The following is a 14,656-nucleotide window of genomic DNA, read 5'->3' as shown; positions in this document are numbered from 1 at the left end:
GGAATGAGGAAGGGGAACGACTTGCAGCACCTCTGGAGAGACCACGTCGACGAGCGCCTCGCGCTCGAGGCCCGCGAGTTCACGCGCGAGCACGTGGCCCCGGTCGCGGACGCCCTCGACCGCGACGACCGCTATCCGCTCGACCTCGTACGGCTCACCGCCGAACGCGGCTGGAACTCGATGACGCTGGACCCGCGCTACGGCGGCGAGGGCCGCCCGATGACCGACCTGCTCGCCGTGCTGGAGGAGCTCTCGGTCGCGAGCGCGATCCTGGGTATCTCGCTCATCACGATCTTCCAGAGCCAGCGCTGCATCGAGCTCTACGGCGCGGAGTCGCTCAAGGAGCGCTACCTGCCGCGCTACGCCGGTGGGCTGCCCGCGTCGTTCGCGCTGACCGAGGACGGGCACGGCAGTGACATCCGCACGCTCGACACCAAGGCGCACCGCACGGACAAGGGCTGGGTGCTCAACGGCGAGAAGGCCTTCATCACCTCCGGCGCGGCAGCGGAGCTGTTCGTGGTCCTCGCCGAGACCGACGTCGGCGTCTCGACGTTCGCGGTCACCAAGGACACCCCGGGCGTGTCCAGCTACCAGGGCCACGAGGCCGAGACGTTCGGGCTGCGCAACGGCCCGCACGTCAATTTGGTGCTGGAAGACGTCGAGGTGCCCGCCGACCACCTGATCGGCACCGAGGGCCGCGGCCTCAAACAGGTGATGGTCACCCTCGCCAACTCGCGCACGCTCGCCGCCGGCATCAGCCTCGGCATCGCGCGCGCGGCGTTCGAGGGCGCGCTGCGGTACGTGGACAAGCGCTCCGCGTTCGGCACCAAGGTCCTGGATTTCCAGGGGATCCAGTGGTACTTCGCGGAGCTGGCCGCGCAGATCGACGCGACGCGGCTGCTCACGTACGAGGCCGCGCGCGATCTCGACGCGGGCCGCGACATCGCGCGCTCGTCCTCGTCGGCCAAGCTGCTGGCGGCCGCGCTCGCCACGAAGGTCGCCTCCACGGCGGTGCAGGTGTGCGGCGCCCACGGCACGCGCGAGACCCAGCCGTTCGGCCGGTACCTGCGTGACGCGAAGGCGTACGAGGTGGCCGGGGGATCGGCCGAGGTGCTCAAGAACACCGTCGCGAAGAGCCTGGTCAAGGCCGTCAGGGTGGAGGATCGGTAGATGTTCGCGGCAACACTGAAGCAACGGTGCGAGACCAGCGGCGACGCTCCGTTCCTGCTGCAGGACGACAAGGTGATCAGCTGGGCCGGGCTGCTCGACGTGGTCACCCGCACCGCGACGCTGCTGCAGAGCAACGGCGTGCGGGCCGGCGACCGCGTGCTGCTCGCCTGCGGCAACACGCCGACGTTCCCCTACCTGTGGTTCGCGCTGCGCTGGCTCGGCGCCACGTGCGTGCCGCTGCACAACCAGGCGACCGGCGCACACATCCGCCAGGTGGTGGCCGACGCGGGCATCGAGTTCGCCGTCGGCGACACCCCGAGCATCGCGCGCCTGGTCGCCGACGCGGGCTTCGACCCCGGGCACACGCTGGGCTTCACCACGGCCGACGAGCTGGAGCACGCCGTGGCCGGCCTCGCGCCGCACCCGATGCACGAGGCGGAGCTCGACGCCGAGAGCAGCCTGCTCTACACCTCCGGCACCACCGGCCAGCCCAAGGGCGCGGTGCTGTCCGACGGCGCGTTCCTCGCCGGCGGCCGGGAACTGGCCGACGCGATCGGGATCCGCGCCGACGACCGGATCATGGTGGCGCTGCCGCTGTTCCACACCAACCCGCAGGTGTACGCGGTGATGACCGCCATCGCCACCGGCTGTTCCCTGGCGCTGCTGGAGAAGTTCGAGCCGGCGAAGTTCCTGGAACAGGCGATCCGGTACGAGGCCACGGGATTCACCTACGTCGGCACGATGCTGGCGATGCTCGTGCGCAAGCTGCCCGAGCACATCCCGCCGCACAAGCTGCGCTTCTGCACCGGTGGCGGCGCGCCGGTCGGGCTGTGGACCACGATCGAGGACCACGTGGGCGTCGAGGTCCACGAGCTCTACGGCATGACCGAGACCGGTGGCTGGGTCACGGCCAACCGTTCCGGGCAGCGCCGCCGCGGGACCTGCGGTACCGTCCGGCCCGACATGGACCTGGCGATCCTCGACGTGAACGACGTGCCCGTGGCACCCGGCGAGCCGGGGCAGATCTGCGTGCGCCCGCGTGAGGCCTTCGTGCTCTTCGACGGTTACCACGGCAAGGCCGAGCTGACGCTGCAGAAGTTCCGCAACCTGTGGTTCCACACCGGGGACATGGGCGCGGTCGACGACGAGGGCTACCTCGTGTTCCACGGCCGGGCCGACGACATGATCCGCCGAGCCGGCGAGAACGTGCGGCCCGCCGACGTCGAGGCGGCGATCGCCGAGCACCCGGCGGTGGACGAGGTGGCCGTGGTCGGCGTGCCCGACGAGGTCGTGGGCCAGGAGGTCCGCGCCGTCGTCGTGCCGCACGGCGAGTTCGACCCGCTCGGGCTGCCCGCGTTTCTCGACGGCAAGCTGCCGAAGTTCGCCTGGCCGCGCTACATCTCGGTGCGTCCCGCACTGCCCAAGACGGCGACGCAGAAGGTCCGTTCGGCCCTGCTGCGCACGCACGAATCCGATGACGTCGACCTCCGCGGAGCCCGCCCATGACCGAACCCGTGCTGTTCGAGGTGACCGACGGCGTCGCCGTGCTCACCCTCAACGCGCCGCGCAAGCGCAACGCCATCGACGGCGAGCTGGCCGGCGCGCTGATCGACGCTTGCGAGCGCATCGACGCCGACCTCACCATCGGCTCGGCCGTGATCCAGGGCGCCGGCGGGTACTTCTGCTCGGGTGGCGACCGCGACGAGCTGGCGGCGATCTCGGCCGCACCCGCTTCGGACGAGGGAATCCGCGCCACGCAACGGATCTACGACGCATTCCTCCGCTTCGGCGCGCTGAAGGTGCCGACGGTCGCCGCCGTGCGCGGCGGGGCCGTGGGCGCCGGGATGAACCTCGCGCTGGCCGCCGACGTGCGCATCGTCGCCGAAGACGCGGTGCTCGCATCCGGCTTCACGCGCCTGGGCGTGCACCCCGGCGGTGGGCACTACACGTTGCTGACGCGGGTCGTCACGCCGGAGGCCGCGACGGTGCTCGGCGTGCTGGGCGAGTCGGTGAACGGCCGCCGCGCCGTGGAGCTCGGGCTCGCTTACGAGGCGCGGCCCGACGAGGAGGTCGAGCCCCGTGCTCTCGCACTCGCGGCTCGGGGTGGCGGCGACCCGGCCCTCACGCGGGCGGCGATCCGCAGCCTGCGGGCGGAGGTCGGCCCGCCGGCGTTGAGCTGGCAGGCGGCCGTGCCGCTGGAGCAGAGCGCGCAGCTGTGGTCGTTCGCGCGCAAGGGTTCCGACCGCTGGAAGGGCACCGAGCGCGCGAGCGACTGAGCCGCGCGCAGAACCTGTGGCCGCGGAACCGGACGGGCGCGGCCACCGGAGAAAGCCGAAGGGCGACCGGCTGAGAACACCGATGGCGGGGAAGGACTTCCGGAGGGGGAGGGCCCACCCCGCCATCGGTGTCCGTCCACGGTGTTCGTCCACTGTGTCTGTTCAAGACAGAGGGTCCGCGTCAGACCGCCACGCTCGTCAGTGCCGCCAGCGCGAGTCCGACCGTCCACTCGGGACGCTCCGGCACCGCCGCGAACCGCCTCGAGCGCGCCACGGCGTCGATCAGCTCCATCACCGCGAGGCTCGCGGTCTCCGCCACCGCTTCCTCCACGCCGGGGTTCACCGCCAGCACCGCGCCCACCCAGTAGTCCAGGTAGCGCTTGCGGTCGCGGCGCACGGCCTCGCCGAGGTCTTCGGGCACGTGGTGCTCCTCGGTCATCCACACCGCGATCAGGTCGCTCTTCGCGATCGCCGTGCGGACGTGCGTGGTCACCAGTCGTTCGAGCACCTCGTGCGGGGTCCCGTCCGAGGCCATCGCCAGCGCGCCGCCCCAGCACAGCTCGTCGGCGATCTCCTCGACCACGGCGGTGAGCACGGCCGCCTTGCTGGGGAAGTGGCTGTAGATCGACGGGCCCGCGATGCCCACGCCCGCGGCGATGTCGTCGATGCCCACGGCGTGGTACCCGCGTTCGCGGAACAGTTTCGCCGCCTCGTCGAGGATCGCGCGGCTGCGTGTGTTCTCCGCCGCGGCCGGTGACTCCCGGTCCACCACGCGGATTTCCGGCAGGCTCTTCGGCGGTTCCGGCGCGAGCAACGTGGCCAGCAGCACGGTTTCCAGCGTCGCCGCGTGGGCCGAGAGGCGCCGCCGCGGCAGCGCGGGCACGCTGTTGAGCAGGCCCAGCGCGGCGCGGATCCGGAACTCCGCCTGGCTCGTGGTCAGTTCCGGGCGCGCGTCCACCAGCACCCGCAGCCACAGGCCGACCCCCTCGACGCGCACGGCCACCAGCTCTTCGCGGACCTCGCTCGTGAGGTAGTGGGCCTCCTGGTGCCACAGACGCACCACGTCCGGGCGCTCCAGCACGACGCCGACCACCGAGGTCGCCAGCCGCCGCAGCACCTCGTCGGTGTCGCCGCCCTGGGCCAGCGCGAGCACCTCGCGGTTGCGCCAGGTGAGCACCATCTCCCGGATGGGCTCGGCGAGCAGCGCGCGCTTGTCGGGGAAGTGCTTGTACACCGCGCCGGCGGTGATGCCGACCTGCTCGGCGATGTCCGCCACGGAGACCCCGCCGTAGCCGCGTTCGCGGAACAGCCGGGCCGCGGCCGCGAGCAGCTCGGCGCGACGGTTGGGACGCGCGGACGGCGAGGACTGCCGCTTCGTCCCGCGAACTTCCGCCCGGCTCACTCGTTCTCCTCATCGCGTCAGCACCGTTCCCACCAGGTTAGCGGGCGCACGCCGGGACGGCTTCCACAACCGGGCTTCGCCGACGAGCCGCTACGGCTGCCGGTTCTGGAACTGGAACTGCACGCGCGGTAGCGGTAGCGCATGGTCTGTCCCGGCGCCGCCGGCAGCGCGGTCTCCTCGATCCCCGGGCTGCGCAGGAACAGCCGCTCCTTCGTGTCCACGATCACGCTCGGCAGCGGGTCCAGCGAACGCGCCTGCGCCATCGCGAGCCCGCGCCCCGACCACTGCGCGACCGTGGCCGTGGTCCAGAACAAGCTCACGGCGACGACCACCAGCACCAGGGCCGGCGACACGCGCCGCACGGCGGAGTCGGCCGGCGGTGCGGTCCAGGCGGCGCAGGACGCGGAAGCCGTAGACCACCAGCACGCCGCCGGCCGCGATGAGCAGGGGAGTGACCATCAACCACGTTGAGTCCGAAGTGGACCCAGGGTCCCGTGGTCACTTGCCGGTGAGCCGCTCCACGACCGGGGCGAACTCCTCGACGAACGCGCTGTTCACGGTGAAGTACGACACCCCGAGCTCGTCGCGGCGACGTTCGAGCTCGGCGGCCATGGTGTCGAGGTCACCGTTGAGCACGGTGAGCGAATCGCGCTCGATGAGGGTTTTCGCGTCGAGGCCGCCGAGGAACCGGCTGATCCACGGCGGCGCTTCGTCGCCCACCACGAAGATGTTGTGCGACAGCTCGAGGTCGTCGGCGCGCGCACCGGCGGCCGCGCGGATCTCCTCGACGTGGCCGGCCATCTCGGCGCGCGTGGTCAGCGCGCCGCCGGCGAGCGTGACGATGTCGGCCTTCGCCGCGGCCAGCCGGCGGGCCTTGGGGCCGCCGGCCGCGATCATCACCGGTGTGTGCGCGGCGCCGTCGAGGCGCCGGACGTGGTCGATGGTCTCGGACACCTGGTCGAGCCGGTCCTGGCCGGAGCCGTAGGGCAGGCCCAGCTCGTCGGCCGCCTGGCGCATCGTGGGCAGGCCGGTGCCGAGGCCGAGCTCGAAGCGGCCGTCGGTGAGCTGGGTGAGGCTGTGGGCCTCCCACGCGGCCGCGCGAGGCGTGCGCAGCGGACTGGCCAGCACGAACGTCCCCACCCGCAACGTCGTGGTGACCGCCGCGGCGATCGCCAGCGACGCCGTCGGCGAGGGCAGGTTGAGGTTGTCGGGTGAGAGCAGTGTCGAGTAGCCCAGCTCCTCCGCACGCCGCGCCGTGGCCTGCCACTTCGCGCCGCTGCCGTCGGCCGCCGCGACCACTCCGAACCGGAACGCCTTGTTCGCCATGGAAACACCCCCGTAGTCGATGATCCCGATACAACCACCGCCGAGGGTGCGGGTGCCACCACGGCACGTCCTCGCCGGCCCTTGCCGAACCGGCGAGGACGCCGCGGTCAGCCGCGCTGGTACTCCTCCCACGTCGTCTTCGGGTTCACCGCCGGGCCGTCGTCCGCGCCGCGGCCGGCCAGGCCGTTGAGGCCCAGGTAGTAGTCGCCCGTCTGGTGCTGGGCGCCCGAGGACAGGTCCGGGTCGGAGATCGCGACGGCGTGGATGTGGTAACCCCAGTCGGCCTGCTCCGGCGTGCGCAGCCACGCCGCGAACCCGACCTGGCGCAGGGTTTTGACCACGCTCGTGCGGGTCGCGGTGGACAGGCCCGACACCGAGACGTCGAACGTGCCGCCGCCGTCGTGGGTGCCGGCCGACGCGTCGACGCCGCCCGGGTTGTACGAGCCCTGCGTGAGGCTCAGCTGCCGCCCGAGCAGGCCTTCGGCGGCCACCAGCATGGTCTTGGTGCGGGTGTTGAGCGTGACGCCGTGGTAGGTCACGTGGCTGCCCGCGGCGATCACGGCGGTGACGGTGTAGCGGCCGGCGCCCAGCTTCTCCAGCGACGTGCGGCCGGGCAGGCCCGAGGCGTCGATCCCGGTGTAGCCCAGCGATTTCTGGTACTTCGAGTACCCCGTGATGGTCGTGGTGCCGAAGTACCCGTCCACGTACTTCGCGTCGAGCAGCCCCTTGGCCTGCAGTGCCTGCTCGACCAGCAGCACGCTGTCGTGCGCGCCGGGGGTCTGTGTGCTGTCGGCGCGGCGCGGGTCGATCTGCGCGGCCTTGAGCACGGCCTCCATGCTCGCCGCGGGCAGCGCCTGTGTGGCCGCACCGGCCGAAACCGGTGCGGCCACGCCGAGTGCCACCGCCGCGAGCGCGGTCAGTGTGACGACCTTCCTGAGCATCCCTGGTCCTCTCGTCCGCGGATGAATCCGGGCAAAGAATCATGGAACGGGATACAAGGGACGTACAACTCGACGGTCCAGGCCGGGTTCAGTCGGCGATCAGCAGCCGGTTGCGGGCGAGGGTGACGCCGCGCTCCTGCTGGCGGCGCACGAGCCACCGGCCCGGAGCCACGCCGCTGCCGCCGTGCTCGGGGTGGATCAGGTACGCGGGCGCGGTGTTCTCGAACACGACGATGCCCAGGCGCAGCGGGTCGTGCACTGAGATCCACCGGCAGGTGCCGGGATCGGCCACGAGCGTGTGCGGGTTGCGGCCGTCCACGCCGCGCACCAGTTCGACGCCGCCGGGCGGCACCGGCTCCCAGCGCGCCCAGCGGTTGAGCGTCACGGTGCGTTCCACGAGGGCGTGCGGGATCACGATGAGGTCGCCCTGGGCCTGCAGTCCGTCGAGCGCGGGAACGGCGACCTGGCGTTCGAGGTGGTCCAGCACGTCGAGGCCGGAGCGGTCGAGGAGGTCGGCGAGGCTGATGTGCTCAGCGTCCATTGTGGATGTTTCGGTCACGGTGATCACCTTGGGGGTCTCGAAGGGGCGTTCAGGTGCGTCGCAGCAGCCCGGCGTACTGGGCTCCGGTGAGCCCGTAGGACCAGCCCGCGGCGTCGACGGGATCGTCGAACCAGGGCGGTACGTTCAGCCCATAGCGGCGGCGGGTGCCGTCGCGTTCCACGGAACCGTTGACGGTGAGCAGCAGCCGGCGCGCGATCGTGCCGGGTGCGCGGGGCACGTCGTAGAGCAGCAGTTCGGCGTCCCCGTTGCCCGGGTCCGGTGCTCGCGCGACGAACGTGAGGCCGGCCCGCTCGAGGTACCCGTCCCAGCCGAGCCGTTCGACGGCGCAGCGGCGGACCTCGATGTTCCGTTCGGTGTTGACGGCCTCGGCCGTCACGTCTTCGATCACCCACGCCGGCACCGGTGTGCCGTGCCACGCATACGCGCGCCAGCCGTCGGGGTAGGCGATGGCCGGTCCGTCGGCGGCATGCGTTCGCACCTCGCCGTACGCGGAGCCTGGCACGGGTTCGGTGCGGACGACGACCGGACGCTCGGTGAGCACGCACACGTCGTCTCGGGGCCACCACCAGCCGCACGAGCGCACGGTTTCCGCCCACAAGTCCAGCTGCCGTTCGGGTTCGCGTCCGAAGTGGACACCGAGCCGGCGGTGGGCGTCGTAGTGCGCCACCCAGTGGGCTTCGTGCTGGCCGTACCAGCCGAGCCCGATCGGCTCGCGCAGTTCGGCCTTGATCGTGCCGGCGACGGAATCGCGGATGCTGCGCCGCACCGAGCCGCGGATGCCTGAGATCAGCAACGAGTCGAGAGAGCCGCGATCGAGCGCTTCCGAGGGATCTTCGGGCGGGACGAACGGTCGCCACGAGTTGTCGGAGAAGCCGATCCTGCGGTTGAACCGGGCGCGTAGACCCGACAACGAGTTGGCGAGGCGGCTTTCCAGCCAGGTCGGCGACACGGCTGACAGTGGCCGGCTCGGTGGTAAGAGTTTCGCTGCCGCACCAGGGGAATCGACCCACACGAACGTCGGGGGAGGCTGCTCGACGAGCTCGTAGAGCGCGCTGATCGCCGCTTCCGCGGCCGGCCGGTCGGCAGGCTCGCAGGACAGGGCGTGGCCGAGCCATTCCGCTCGGGCGGCCTCAGCGAGCTGCCACCGGGACCGTTGCGGATCAAGGAATTCGGGAGGTGCGGGAACGCGGGCTCCGGGCCCGCCGGGCGCGGTCAACGCGCGAGGGCGAGCACGCCCTTTCCATCAGACATACCGCGATCATGACAGCAATCGTGGTGACCGCGCAAGCGTTTTGGCCGCCACCGCGTCCTCGGGCGCGCGGCAGCGGCCGGCCGGCGTCACTCTTTCCAGTCGGAGTTCTCGATCACGTCGACGAAGTCGGTGTGCTTGAAGCCGGGCACGAAATGCTCCAGCACGTCGGCGTTCACGGTGCCGAAGGTCGAGTCGGGACGGTGGGCGAACCCGTCCTTGAATGCCTGCAGGATCTGCCGCTTGAAATCCGGCCGCGGGTGCGCCGCGGTCACGGCCGCGCGGTCGTCGCCGGAAATGCGGTCCAGGTGCAGGCCGAGCACGTCGGTCTCGACGCCCGCGGTGGTGGCGGCGATCTCGGGCGCCATCCGGTAGGGCACCTCGGGCGTGGTGTGCAGCGCGATCGACGTCCACACGAGGTCGGCGTCGGCGGCCGAACGGCCGTGCGCGAGCAGGAACTCCCGGGCCTGGTCGGCGCCGTCGATCTCGAAGCGCTGCTGCTCGCTGCGCCACGGCGGCACCAATCCCGTGTCGTGGAACAGCGCGGCCACGTACAGCAGCTCCGGGTCGGGGTCGATGCCGAGGGCGCGCGCCTGCAGGCTGCCGAACAGGAACACGCGGCGCGAGTGGTTGAACAGCAGCTCGGTGGACTTCTCGCGGATCAGCGACGTCACCTCGGCGACGAGCTGCGTGTCCGGCACGGTGATCCCGGCGATCGTCTCGGTCATCACGACTCCTTGTTTGAAAGCGGCGTTGAGAAACGGTGTGGTCCTCACAGCCTGTCGCGCGAGGGCCGCTGCGCGCTGTGGCCGGACCGGCCACGAACCCCACCGATAGGGACATCGCTCAGGCGTGCGCGATCCTCCGCAGCACGTCGGTGAACGCCGTGCGCTGCTCCGTGCTCAGCTCACCCAGCAACGCGTCCTCGGTCTCGGCGACCAGCGGCGCGACCCGGCGCAGCACTCCGGCCCCGTCCTCGGTGACCCGCAACAGCTTGCGGCGGCGGTTGCCCGGGTCGACGCGCCGCACGACGTAGCCGCGCTCTTCGAGCCGCGCGAGCAACGGCGTGAGCGTGGCCGTGTCGATGCGCGTCGCCTCGGCGAGCGCCGCCTGGTCGAGATCGGGGGAGGACCGCAACACCCGCAAGGCGACGTACTGCGGCGGCGTCAGCTCGCCCACGGTCTCCTGCCAGCGCGCGGTGTAGGTGCGCAGCGCCTGGCGCAGCAGGTACAGCGGAGCGTCGTCGAGCGGACGTTCGCCGCTCTCGGTGTCGTGGTCCGGTCCGGTGTCCATGGCTCAAGGCTGCCTCATGCCGCGCGGGCGTACGCGGGTGCCAGGGCGAGGTCCACGGTCGCGCCGCCACCGGCCGGCACCGTCAGCGCCCGCGTCTGCGGCAGGAACCCTTCGGCGACGGCGGTGAGCGTCACGTCGCCGGGGGCCAGGCCGGTCAGGTGGAACCGCCCGCGGCCGTCGGTGTCCGACCGCGCCGTGACGGCGCCTTGCGGATCCGTCACGACGAGGACCGCCGGGGCGCTGACGCGACCCGAGATCTCCCCGACCGGCGCGGCCTGCTCCGCTTCCGCGACTGTGCCGCGGCCGCGTTCCCGCACGTGGATCAGGAAAGCGGCACCCGCGGACCACGCCAGCAGCGTGAGGACCGGCACGAGCAAGTGGGCGCCGTGGAAGTAGTCGAGGTCCGACAGCGCGCGCACCGCGGCGCCCGGTGGCAGCACGGCCGACACCCATCGCGCCGGTTCCGGCAGGAGGTTCACCCCGAGCACACCACCGCTGGTCGAGTTGCCGACGGTGAGCAGCAGCAGCGTCGACATCGGGATGCCGATCGCGCCGAACCACGTGCCCAGGGCCTTGGTCGCCAGTGCCGTCGCGGCCGAGAGCAGGCCGAGGGTCAGCGCCAGCGGCACGAACGGCGCGGGCAGCGCGCCGAGCACCGGCCCGGCCAGCGTGGCCGCGGCGATCCCGGACAGCACCGCGAAACCCACGAGCGCCGCCATGCGGTGGCGCAGCCGGACGCGCCGCGCGGCCGCCAGCAGGTTCTGCGCCAGCGCGAACGACGCCAGTGTGACGCCGAAGGCCACGTAGAACCCCGACATGCCTTTGCTGTCGAACGCCGAGAGCGGCAGCACGTCCATGACTGTCAGCGGCTGCCCCCGGTGCTGCGCGAACACGGTCACCAGCTTCTCGGCCGCGGACGCCGTCGAGGCGCCGCTCGCGCCGGCGACGTCCAGCCGCAGGTGCCCGGCCTGGTCGGTCAGCGTCGCGACGGCGTCGCCGTGGCGCAGCAGCGCGTCACCCGCCGCCTGGTCGGCGACGGGCACGACGGCCACGGCCTGCCCGGCCGCCCCGGCGAGCTGCGTCTGCAGCTGGGTCCCGGCCACCGCGACGGGCACCTGGTAGGGCCGCGGGCTGCGCTGGAACCCGACGTAGAGGCCGATGAACACGAGCACCAGCAGCAGCGAGATCCCCAGCGGCTGCCACCACCAGCGGTGCCGGGCGAGCACGGAAGTCTTCATGTTCGGCTCAACTATTCGTGCACGAATAGTATTCCGGCCGAGCGGTGGCGGTGACCGCGCGCACACCTCTTCCCGTAGTGAAAACTACCATGTACTGTCACCTGTCATGAACGCTACAAAGAGGTTGGACGGTCCACAGTGGACGCGGTGACCGTCACCGACTACCACACGGCGGGGGAGCCCTTCCGCATCGTCACCGGTGGGGCGCCGGAGATCCCCGGCACGACGGTGCTGGAGCGGCGTGAAGCCGCGCGGTCGACGCCGGGCATCGACGCGGTGCGCGAGCTGCTCGTGCGCGAGCCGCGTGGGCATTCGGCGATGTACGGATGTTTCCTGGTGCCGCCGCAAACCGAGGGGTCGTTGTTCGGCGTGCTGTTCTGGCACCGCGAGGGCTACTCCACCGCCTGCGGGCACGGCACGATCGCGCTCGGCGCGTGGGCCGTGCGCACCGGCCGCGTCGAAGCGAAGGCCGACGGTGTCACCGAGGTGCCGATGGACGTCCCGTCGGGCCGCGTCACGGCCGCCGTGACGTGCGAAGACGGCGAGGTACGGAAGGTGGCCTTCCGCAACGTCGACACGACCGTGCTCGGCCGCGGCGTCGAGGTGGCCACGAAAAGCGGGCCGGTCAAGGTCGATCTCGCTTACAGCGGCGCGATCTACGCGTGCGTGTCGGCTTCCGCGTTCGGCCTCGAAGTGGTCCCCGAGCACCACACCGAGCTCGTGGCCGCCGGCCGCGAGGTCAAGGCCGCGCTCAGTGGCACCGATTGGGCGCGATACTCCGGAGACAGCCGGCTCAGCGGCGTCTACGGCGTGATCCTCTACGACGACCTCGGCGACACCGCGACCGGGCCGCACCAGCGCAACGTGACCGTGTTCGCCGATGGTCAGGTCGACCGTTCCCCTTGTGGCTCCGGCACTTCCGCTCGGCTGGCGCTGCTCGCGGCCGAGGGCCGGCTGCGTGAGGGCGACGTGCTCACCCACGGCTCGATCATCGGTACCACCTTCACCGGCCGGATCCTCTCGAGCGCTGCGGACGGCAGCGTCGCCACGGAGATCGAAGGCACCGCACACCTGGCCGGCGAGAGCGTTTTCACGCTCGACCCGGCCGACGAACTGGGAACGGGGTTCACCCTGCGATGACGAAACTGGCCATCATCGGCGGCGGCAACATGGGCGAGGCGCTGCTCGCCGGACTGCTCGCCGGCACCGAACCGAGGTTCACGGCGGCCGAGGTCGTCGTGGTCGAGCTCGCCGAGGAGCGCGCGGCGTACCTGCGCGAGCGCTACGGCGTGGCCACCACGGCGGAAGCCGGGCCCGCGATCCGCACGGCGGAAACCGTGCTGCTGACGGTGAAGCCGTACCACGTCGACGACCTGTTCGCCGCGGTCGCGGACGACGTGAACGACAACCAGCTCTTCGTCTCGGCCGTCGGCGGCGTGCGCATCGCGCGCCTCGAAGCGTTGCTGCCGGGCAAGCCGCCGGTCGTGCGCTGCATGCCCAACACGCCCGTCTCCGTCGGCCGCGGGGTGGTGGCGATCAGCGCGGGCACGTACGCGGGCGACGCCGAGCTCGACTACGCGCAGTCGCTGTTCGAGCCGGTGGGCAAGGTCGTGCGGGTCGAGGAAACCCGCATGGACGCCATCACCGCGCTGTCGGGCAGCGGTCCGGCGTACTACTTCTTCCTCACCGAAGCGCTGATCGAAGCCGGGATCCTGCTCGGCCTGCCGCGCCCGCTGGCCGAGGAGCTCGTGAAGGCCAACGCCGCCGGCGCCGCCGAGATGCTCCAGGTCCCGGACGCCGACGCGGTGCGCATGCGCGCGGCCGTGACCAGCCCGGGCGGGGCGACGATCGCCGCGATCCGGCAGTTCGAGGAACGCGGGGTGCGCGCGGCGGTGATGGCGGCGATCGAGGCGGCCCGCGACCGGGCGGCCGAGATGGGACGCTGAGCCCGGGTCACTCCCGGCCGGGCCGGCGCGCTCGCATGTCGCGGGGCACCAGGGCGGTGCGCAAGGCGGTCAGCAGGTCGGTGTTGTCCGAAACGGCCGCCGGGTCCTTGCGCGCCAGCCCGGCCAGCAGGCAGTCGACGACCAGCGTCGCCCCGAGTCCCTCGTGCGTCAGGCCGCTCACGGAGTGCACGGCCGTGAGGACGACGTCGACCTGGTCGCCGAGCGTGGGCCGCAAGGAGTTGGTCACGAGCAGCACGCGTGCGCCGACCGAGCGCGCGTGCTCGACGAGAGTCTTGACGTCGTGCAGGAGCCGGTCGGGCACGCACAGCACCACGACGTCGTTCTCCTTGAGACGCAACAGGTCGTCGGCGAGCCGGAACCCCGTGGCCGACGTGCTCCAGGCCCGCCGGCCGAGCCGGTGTAGCCGGGTCACGAGGTACTGCATCGGCAGCTCGGACGGGCCGAGGCCGTACCCGAGCACCTCGGCTGCGGAGTCCAGCAGGTCGACGGCCGCGGTGAACTCGGGATCGGCCAGCAGCCGGCGCGTCTCCGTGAGGCGCTCGACCGACTCGGTCAGCACCTGGTCGAGCAGGGCGTCGGTGTCGCCGCCGGTCCGCTCGATGCGCTCGCGCAGCCGCGTGGCCGGGTTGGTGTCGCCGACGACATAGCGGCCCACCACGCGCTTGAGCTCCGGCAGGCCGGAGTAGCCGAGGGCCTTGACCGCGCGGACGACCGTCGCGTCACTCGTGCCGCTGAGCACGCCGAGGTCGCCGGCCGTGGACAGCAGGATCGCCTGCTGGTGGCTGCGCAGGTACTCGGCCACGCGCTGCTCGGCCGGCGACAGCCCGGCGAGCCGTTCCTCGACACGAGCGCTGAGCGAGTCGGACTGGTCGTCGTGGGCGGTCACGACCCGACAGCCTACCGAGCAGCGGTTTCGCTCCGCCGCACCGGACGGTCAGTGCACAGTGGACGGTGACGGGTGCTGAATTTTCAGTGTCGCGTTCAGGTGAGCGGTCGGCTGCCCAACGCGGCCCGTACGGCGCGCTCGACCAGGATCGGCACGAACGCCTGGATCGGCGCGTCGGTGAAGCGGGCGCGCTCGCGCTCCACGAGGTCGTGCACGGACTCGGCGCCGACGGTCGCGAAGTCGCGGATGAGGCGGTCTTCCAGGTGCCCGAAGTGGGTGTCCGGCGTCAGGGCTCCGAGGGTCTGCGTGCTCATGAAGCCTCCTGCTGTCACCCGATGGAGGTTTC

At 71.8% G+C, this 14,656-nt stretch carries 16 protein-coding genes; 5 read left to right on the top strand and 11 right to left on the bottom strand.

Annotated features, from left to right (window positions below; all coding sequences use genetic code 11):
- Nucleotides 1-3: 3 nt before the first annotated feature.
- From ABZU76_RS28020 to ABZU76_RS28010, 3 genes are read left to right on the top strand one after another with little or no spacing between them, the layout of a single operon-like run.
- Entirely contained in the window at nt 4-1,170 is a 1,167-nt protein-coding gene (locus ABZU76_RS28020) for an acyl-CoA dehydrogenase family protein (protein WP_354874663.1), read from the top strand.
- On the top strand, nt 1,171-2,676 hold the full coding sequence (locus ABZU76_RS28015; protein ID WP_354874661.1) for an AMP-binding protein: 1,506 nt from the start codon (nt 1,171-1,173) through the stop codon (nt 2,674-2,676). It begins immediately after the preceding gene.
- The gene (locus ABZU76_RS28010; RefSeq protein ID WP_354874659.1) at nt 2,673-3,446 is read left to right on the top strand and encodes an enoyl-CoA hydratase/isomerase family protein; all 774 of its coding nucleotides are present in this window, start codon (nt 2,673-2,675) and stop codon (nt 3,444-3,446) included. The genes ABZU76_RS28015 and ABZU76_RS28010 overlap by 4 nt, the downstream gene beginning before the upstream one ends.
- Nucleotides 3,447-3,627: 181 nt before the next feature.
- On the opposite strand, the gene ABZU76_RS28005 is transcribed toward ABZU76_RS28010, so the two are convergent.
- The 9 genes from ABZU76_RS28005 to ABZU76_RS27965 form a co-directional block, all read right to left on the bottom strand.
- Entirely contained in the window at nt 3,628-4,848 is a 1,221-nt protein-coding gene (locus tag ABZU76_RS28005) for a TetR family transcriptional regulator (RefSeq protein ID WP_354874657.1), read from the bottom strand.
- 17 nt (nt 4,849-4,865) lie between these two features.
- On the bottom strand, nt 4,866-5,201 hold the full coding sequence (locus ABZU76_RS28000; protein ID WP_354874655.1) for a hypothetical protein: 336 nt from the start codon (nt 5,199-5,201) through the stop codon (nt 4,866-4,868).
- A 145-nt stretch (nt 5,202-5,346) separates the two neighbouring features.
- Entirely contained in the window at nt 5,347-6,174 is an 828-nt protein-coding gene (locus tag ABZU76_RS27995) for an LLM class flavin-dependent oxidoreductase (RefSeq protein ID WP_354874653.1), read from the bottom strand.
- A 107-nt stretch (nt 6,175-6,281) separates the two neighbouring features.
- Nucleotides 6,282-7,115, bottom strand: coding sequence for a peptidoglycan-binding protein (locus ABZU76_RS27990; RefSeq protein ID WP_354874651.1), 834 nt, complete (start codon nt 7,113-7,115; stop codon nt 6,282-6,284).
- A gap of 88 nt (nt 7,116-7,203) precedes the next feature.
- The gene (locus ABZU76_RS27985; RefSeq protein WP_354874649.1) at nt 7,204-7,674 is read right to left on the bottom strand and encodes a hypothetical protein; all 471 of its coding nucleotides are present in this window, start codon (nt 7,672-7,674) and stop codon (nt 7,204-7,206) included.
- A gap of 31 nt (nt 7,675-7,705) precedes the next feature.
- Nucleotides 7,706-8,626 carry a DUF6745 domain-containing protein gene (locus ABZU76_RS27980; RefSeq protein ID WP_354874647.1) on the bottom strand — a complete coding sequence of 307 codons (921 nt, stop codon included), beginning with the start codon at nt 8,624-8,626 and terminating at the stop codon, nt 7,706-7,708.
- A gap of 389 nt (nt 8,627-9,015) precedes the next feature.
- Nucleotides 9,016-9,654 (bottom strand): HD domain-containing protein, encoded by a 639-nt coding sequence (locus ABZU76_RS27975; protein WP_354874645.1) that lies wholly within the window; start codon nt 9,652-9,654, stop codon nt 9,016-9,018.
- Nucleotides 9,655-9,772: 118 nt separating this feature from the next.
- Entirely contained in the window at nt 9,773-10,219 is a 447-nt protein-coding gene (locus tag ABZU76_RS27970; RefSeq protein ID WP_354874644.1) for a MarR family transcriptional regulator, read from the bottom strand.
- 14 nt (nt 10,220-10,233) lie between these two features.
- The gene (locus tag ABZU76_RS27965) at nt 10,234-11,457 is read right to left on the bottom strand and encodes a carboxypeptidase-like regulatory domain-containing protein (protein ID WP_354874642.1); all 1,224 of its coding nucleotides are present in this window, start codon (nt 11,455-11,457) and stop codon (nt 10,234-10,236) included.
- A gap of 147 nt (nt 11,458-11,604) precedes the next feature.
- Between ABZU76_RS27965 and ABZU76_RS27960 the strand changes: the two genes are divergently transcribed.
- Both ABZU76_RS27960 and proC read left to right on the top strand, forming a co-directional pair.
- Nucleotides 11,605-12,597 carry a proline racemase family protein gene (locus ABZU76_RS27960; protein WP_354874640.1) on the top strand — a complete coding sequence of 331 codons (993 nt, stop codon included), beginning with the start codon at nt 11,605-11,607 and terminating at the stop codon, nt 12,595-12,597.
- The gene (proC, locus tag ABZU76_RS27955) at nt 12,594-13,403 is read left to right on the top strand and encodes a pyrroline-5-carboxylate reductase (protein ID WP_354874638.1); all 810 of its coding nucleotides are present in this window, start codon (nt 12,594-12,596) and stop codon (nt 13,401-13,403) included. The genes ABZU76_RS27960 and proC overlap by 4 nt, the downstream gene beginning before the upstream one ends.
- A gap of 7 nt (nt 13,404-13,410) precedes the next feature.
- On the opposite strand, the gene ABZU76_RS27950 is transcribed toward proC, so the two are convergent.
- On the bottom strand, nt 13,411-14,310 hold the full coding sequence (locus ABZU76_RS27950; RefSeq protein WP_354874636.1) for a MurR/RpiR family transcriptional regulator: 900 nt from the start codon (nt 14,308-14,310) through the stop codon (nt 13,411-13,413).
- Nucleotides 14,311-14,405: 95 nt separating this feature from the next.
- Nucleotides 14,406-14,624 (bottom strand): three-helix bundle dimerization domain-containing protein, encoded by a 219-nt coding sequence (locus tag ABZU76_RS27945; RefSeq protein ID WP_354874634.1) that lies wholly within the window; start codon nt 14,622-14,624, stop codon nt 14,406-14,408.
- Between the last annotated feature and the right edge of the window lie 32 nt (nt 14,625-14,656).

This window comes from Amycolatopsis sp. NPDC005232 (assembly GCF_040607795.1).
Classification (GTDB): Bacteria; Actinomycetota; Actinomycetes; order Mycobacteriales; family Pseudonocardiaceae; genus Amycolatopsis.
This window is presented reverse-complemented; position numbering and strand designations above follow the sequence as displayed.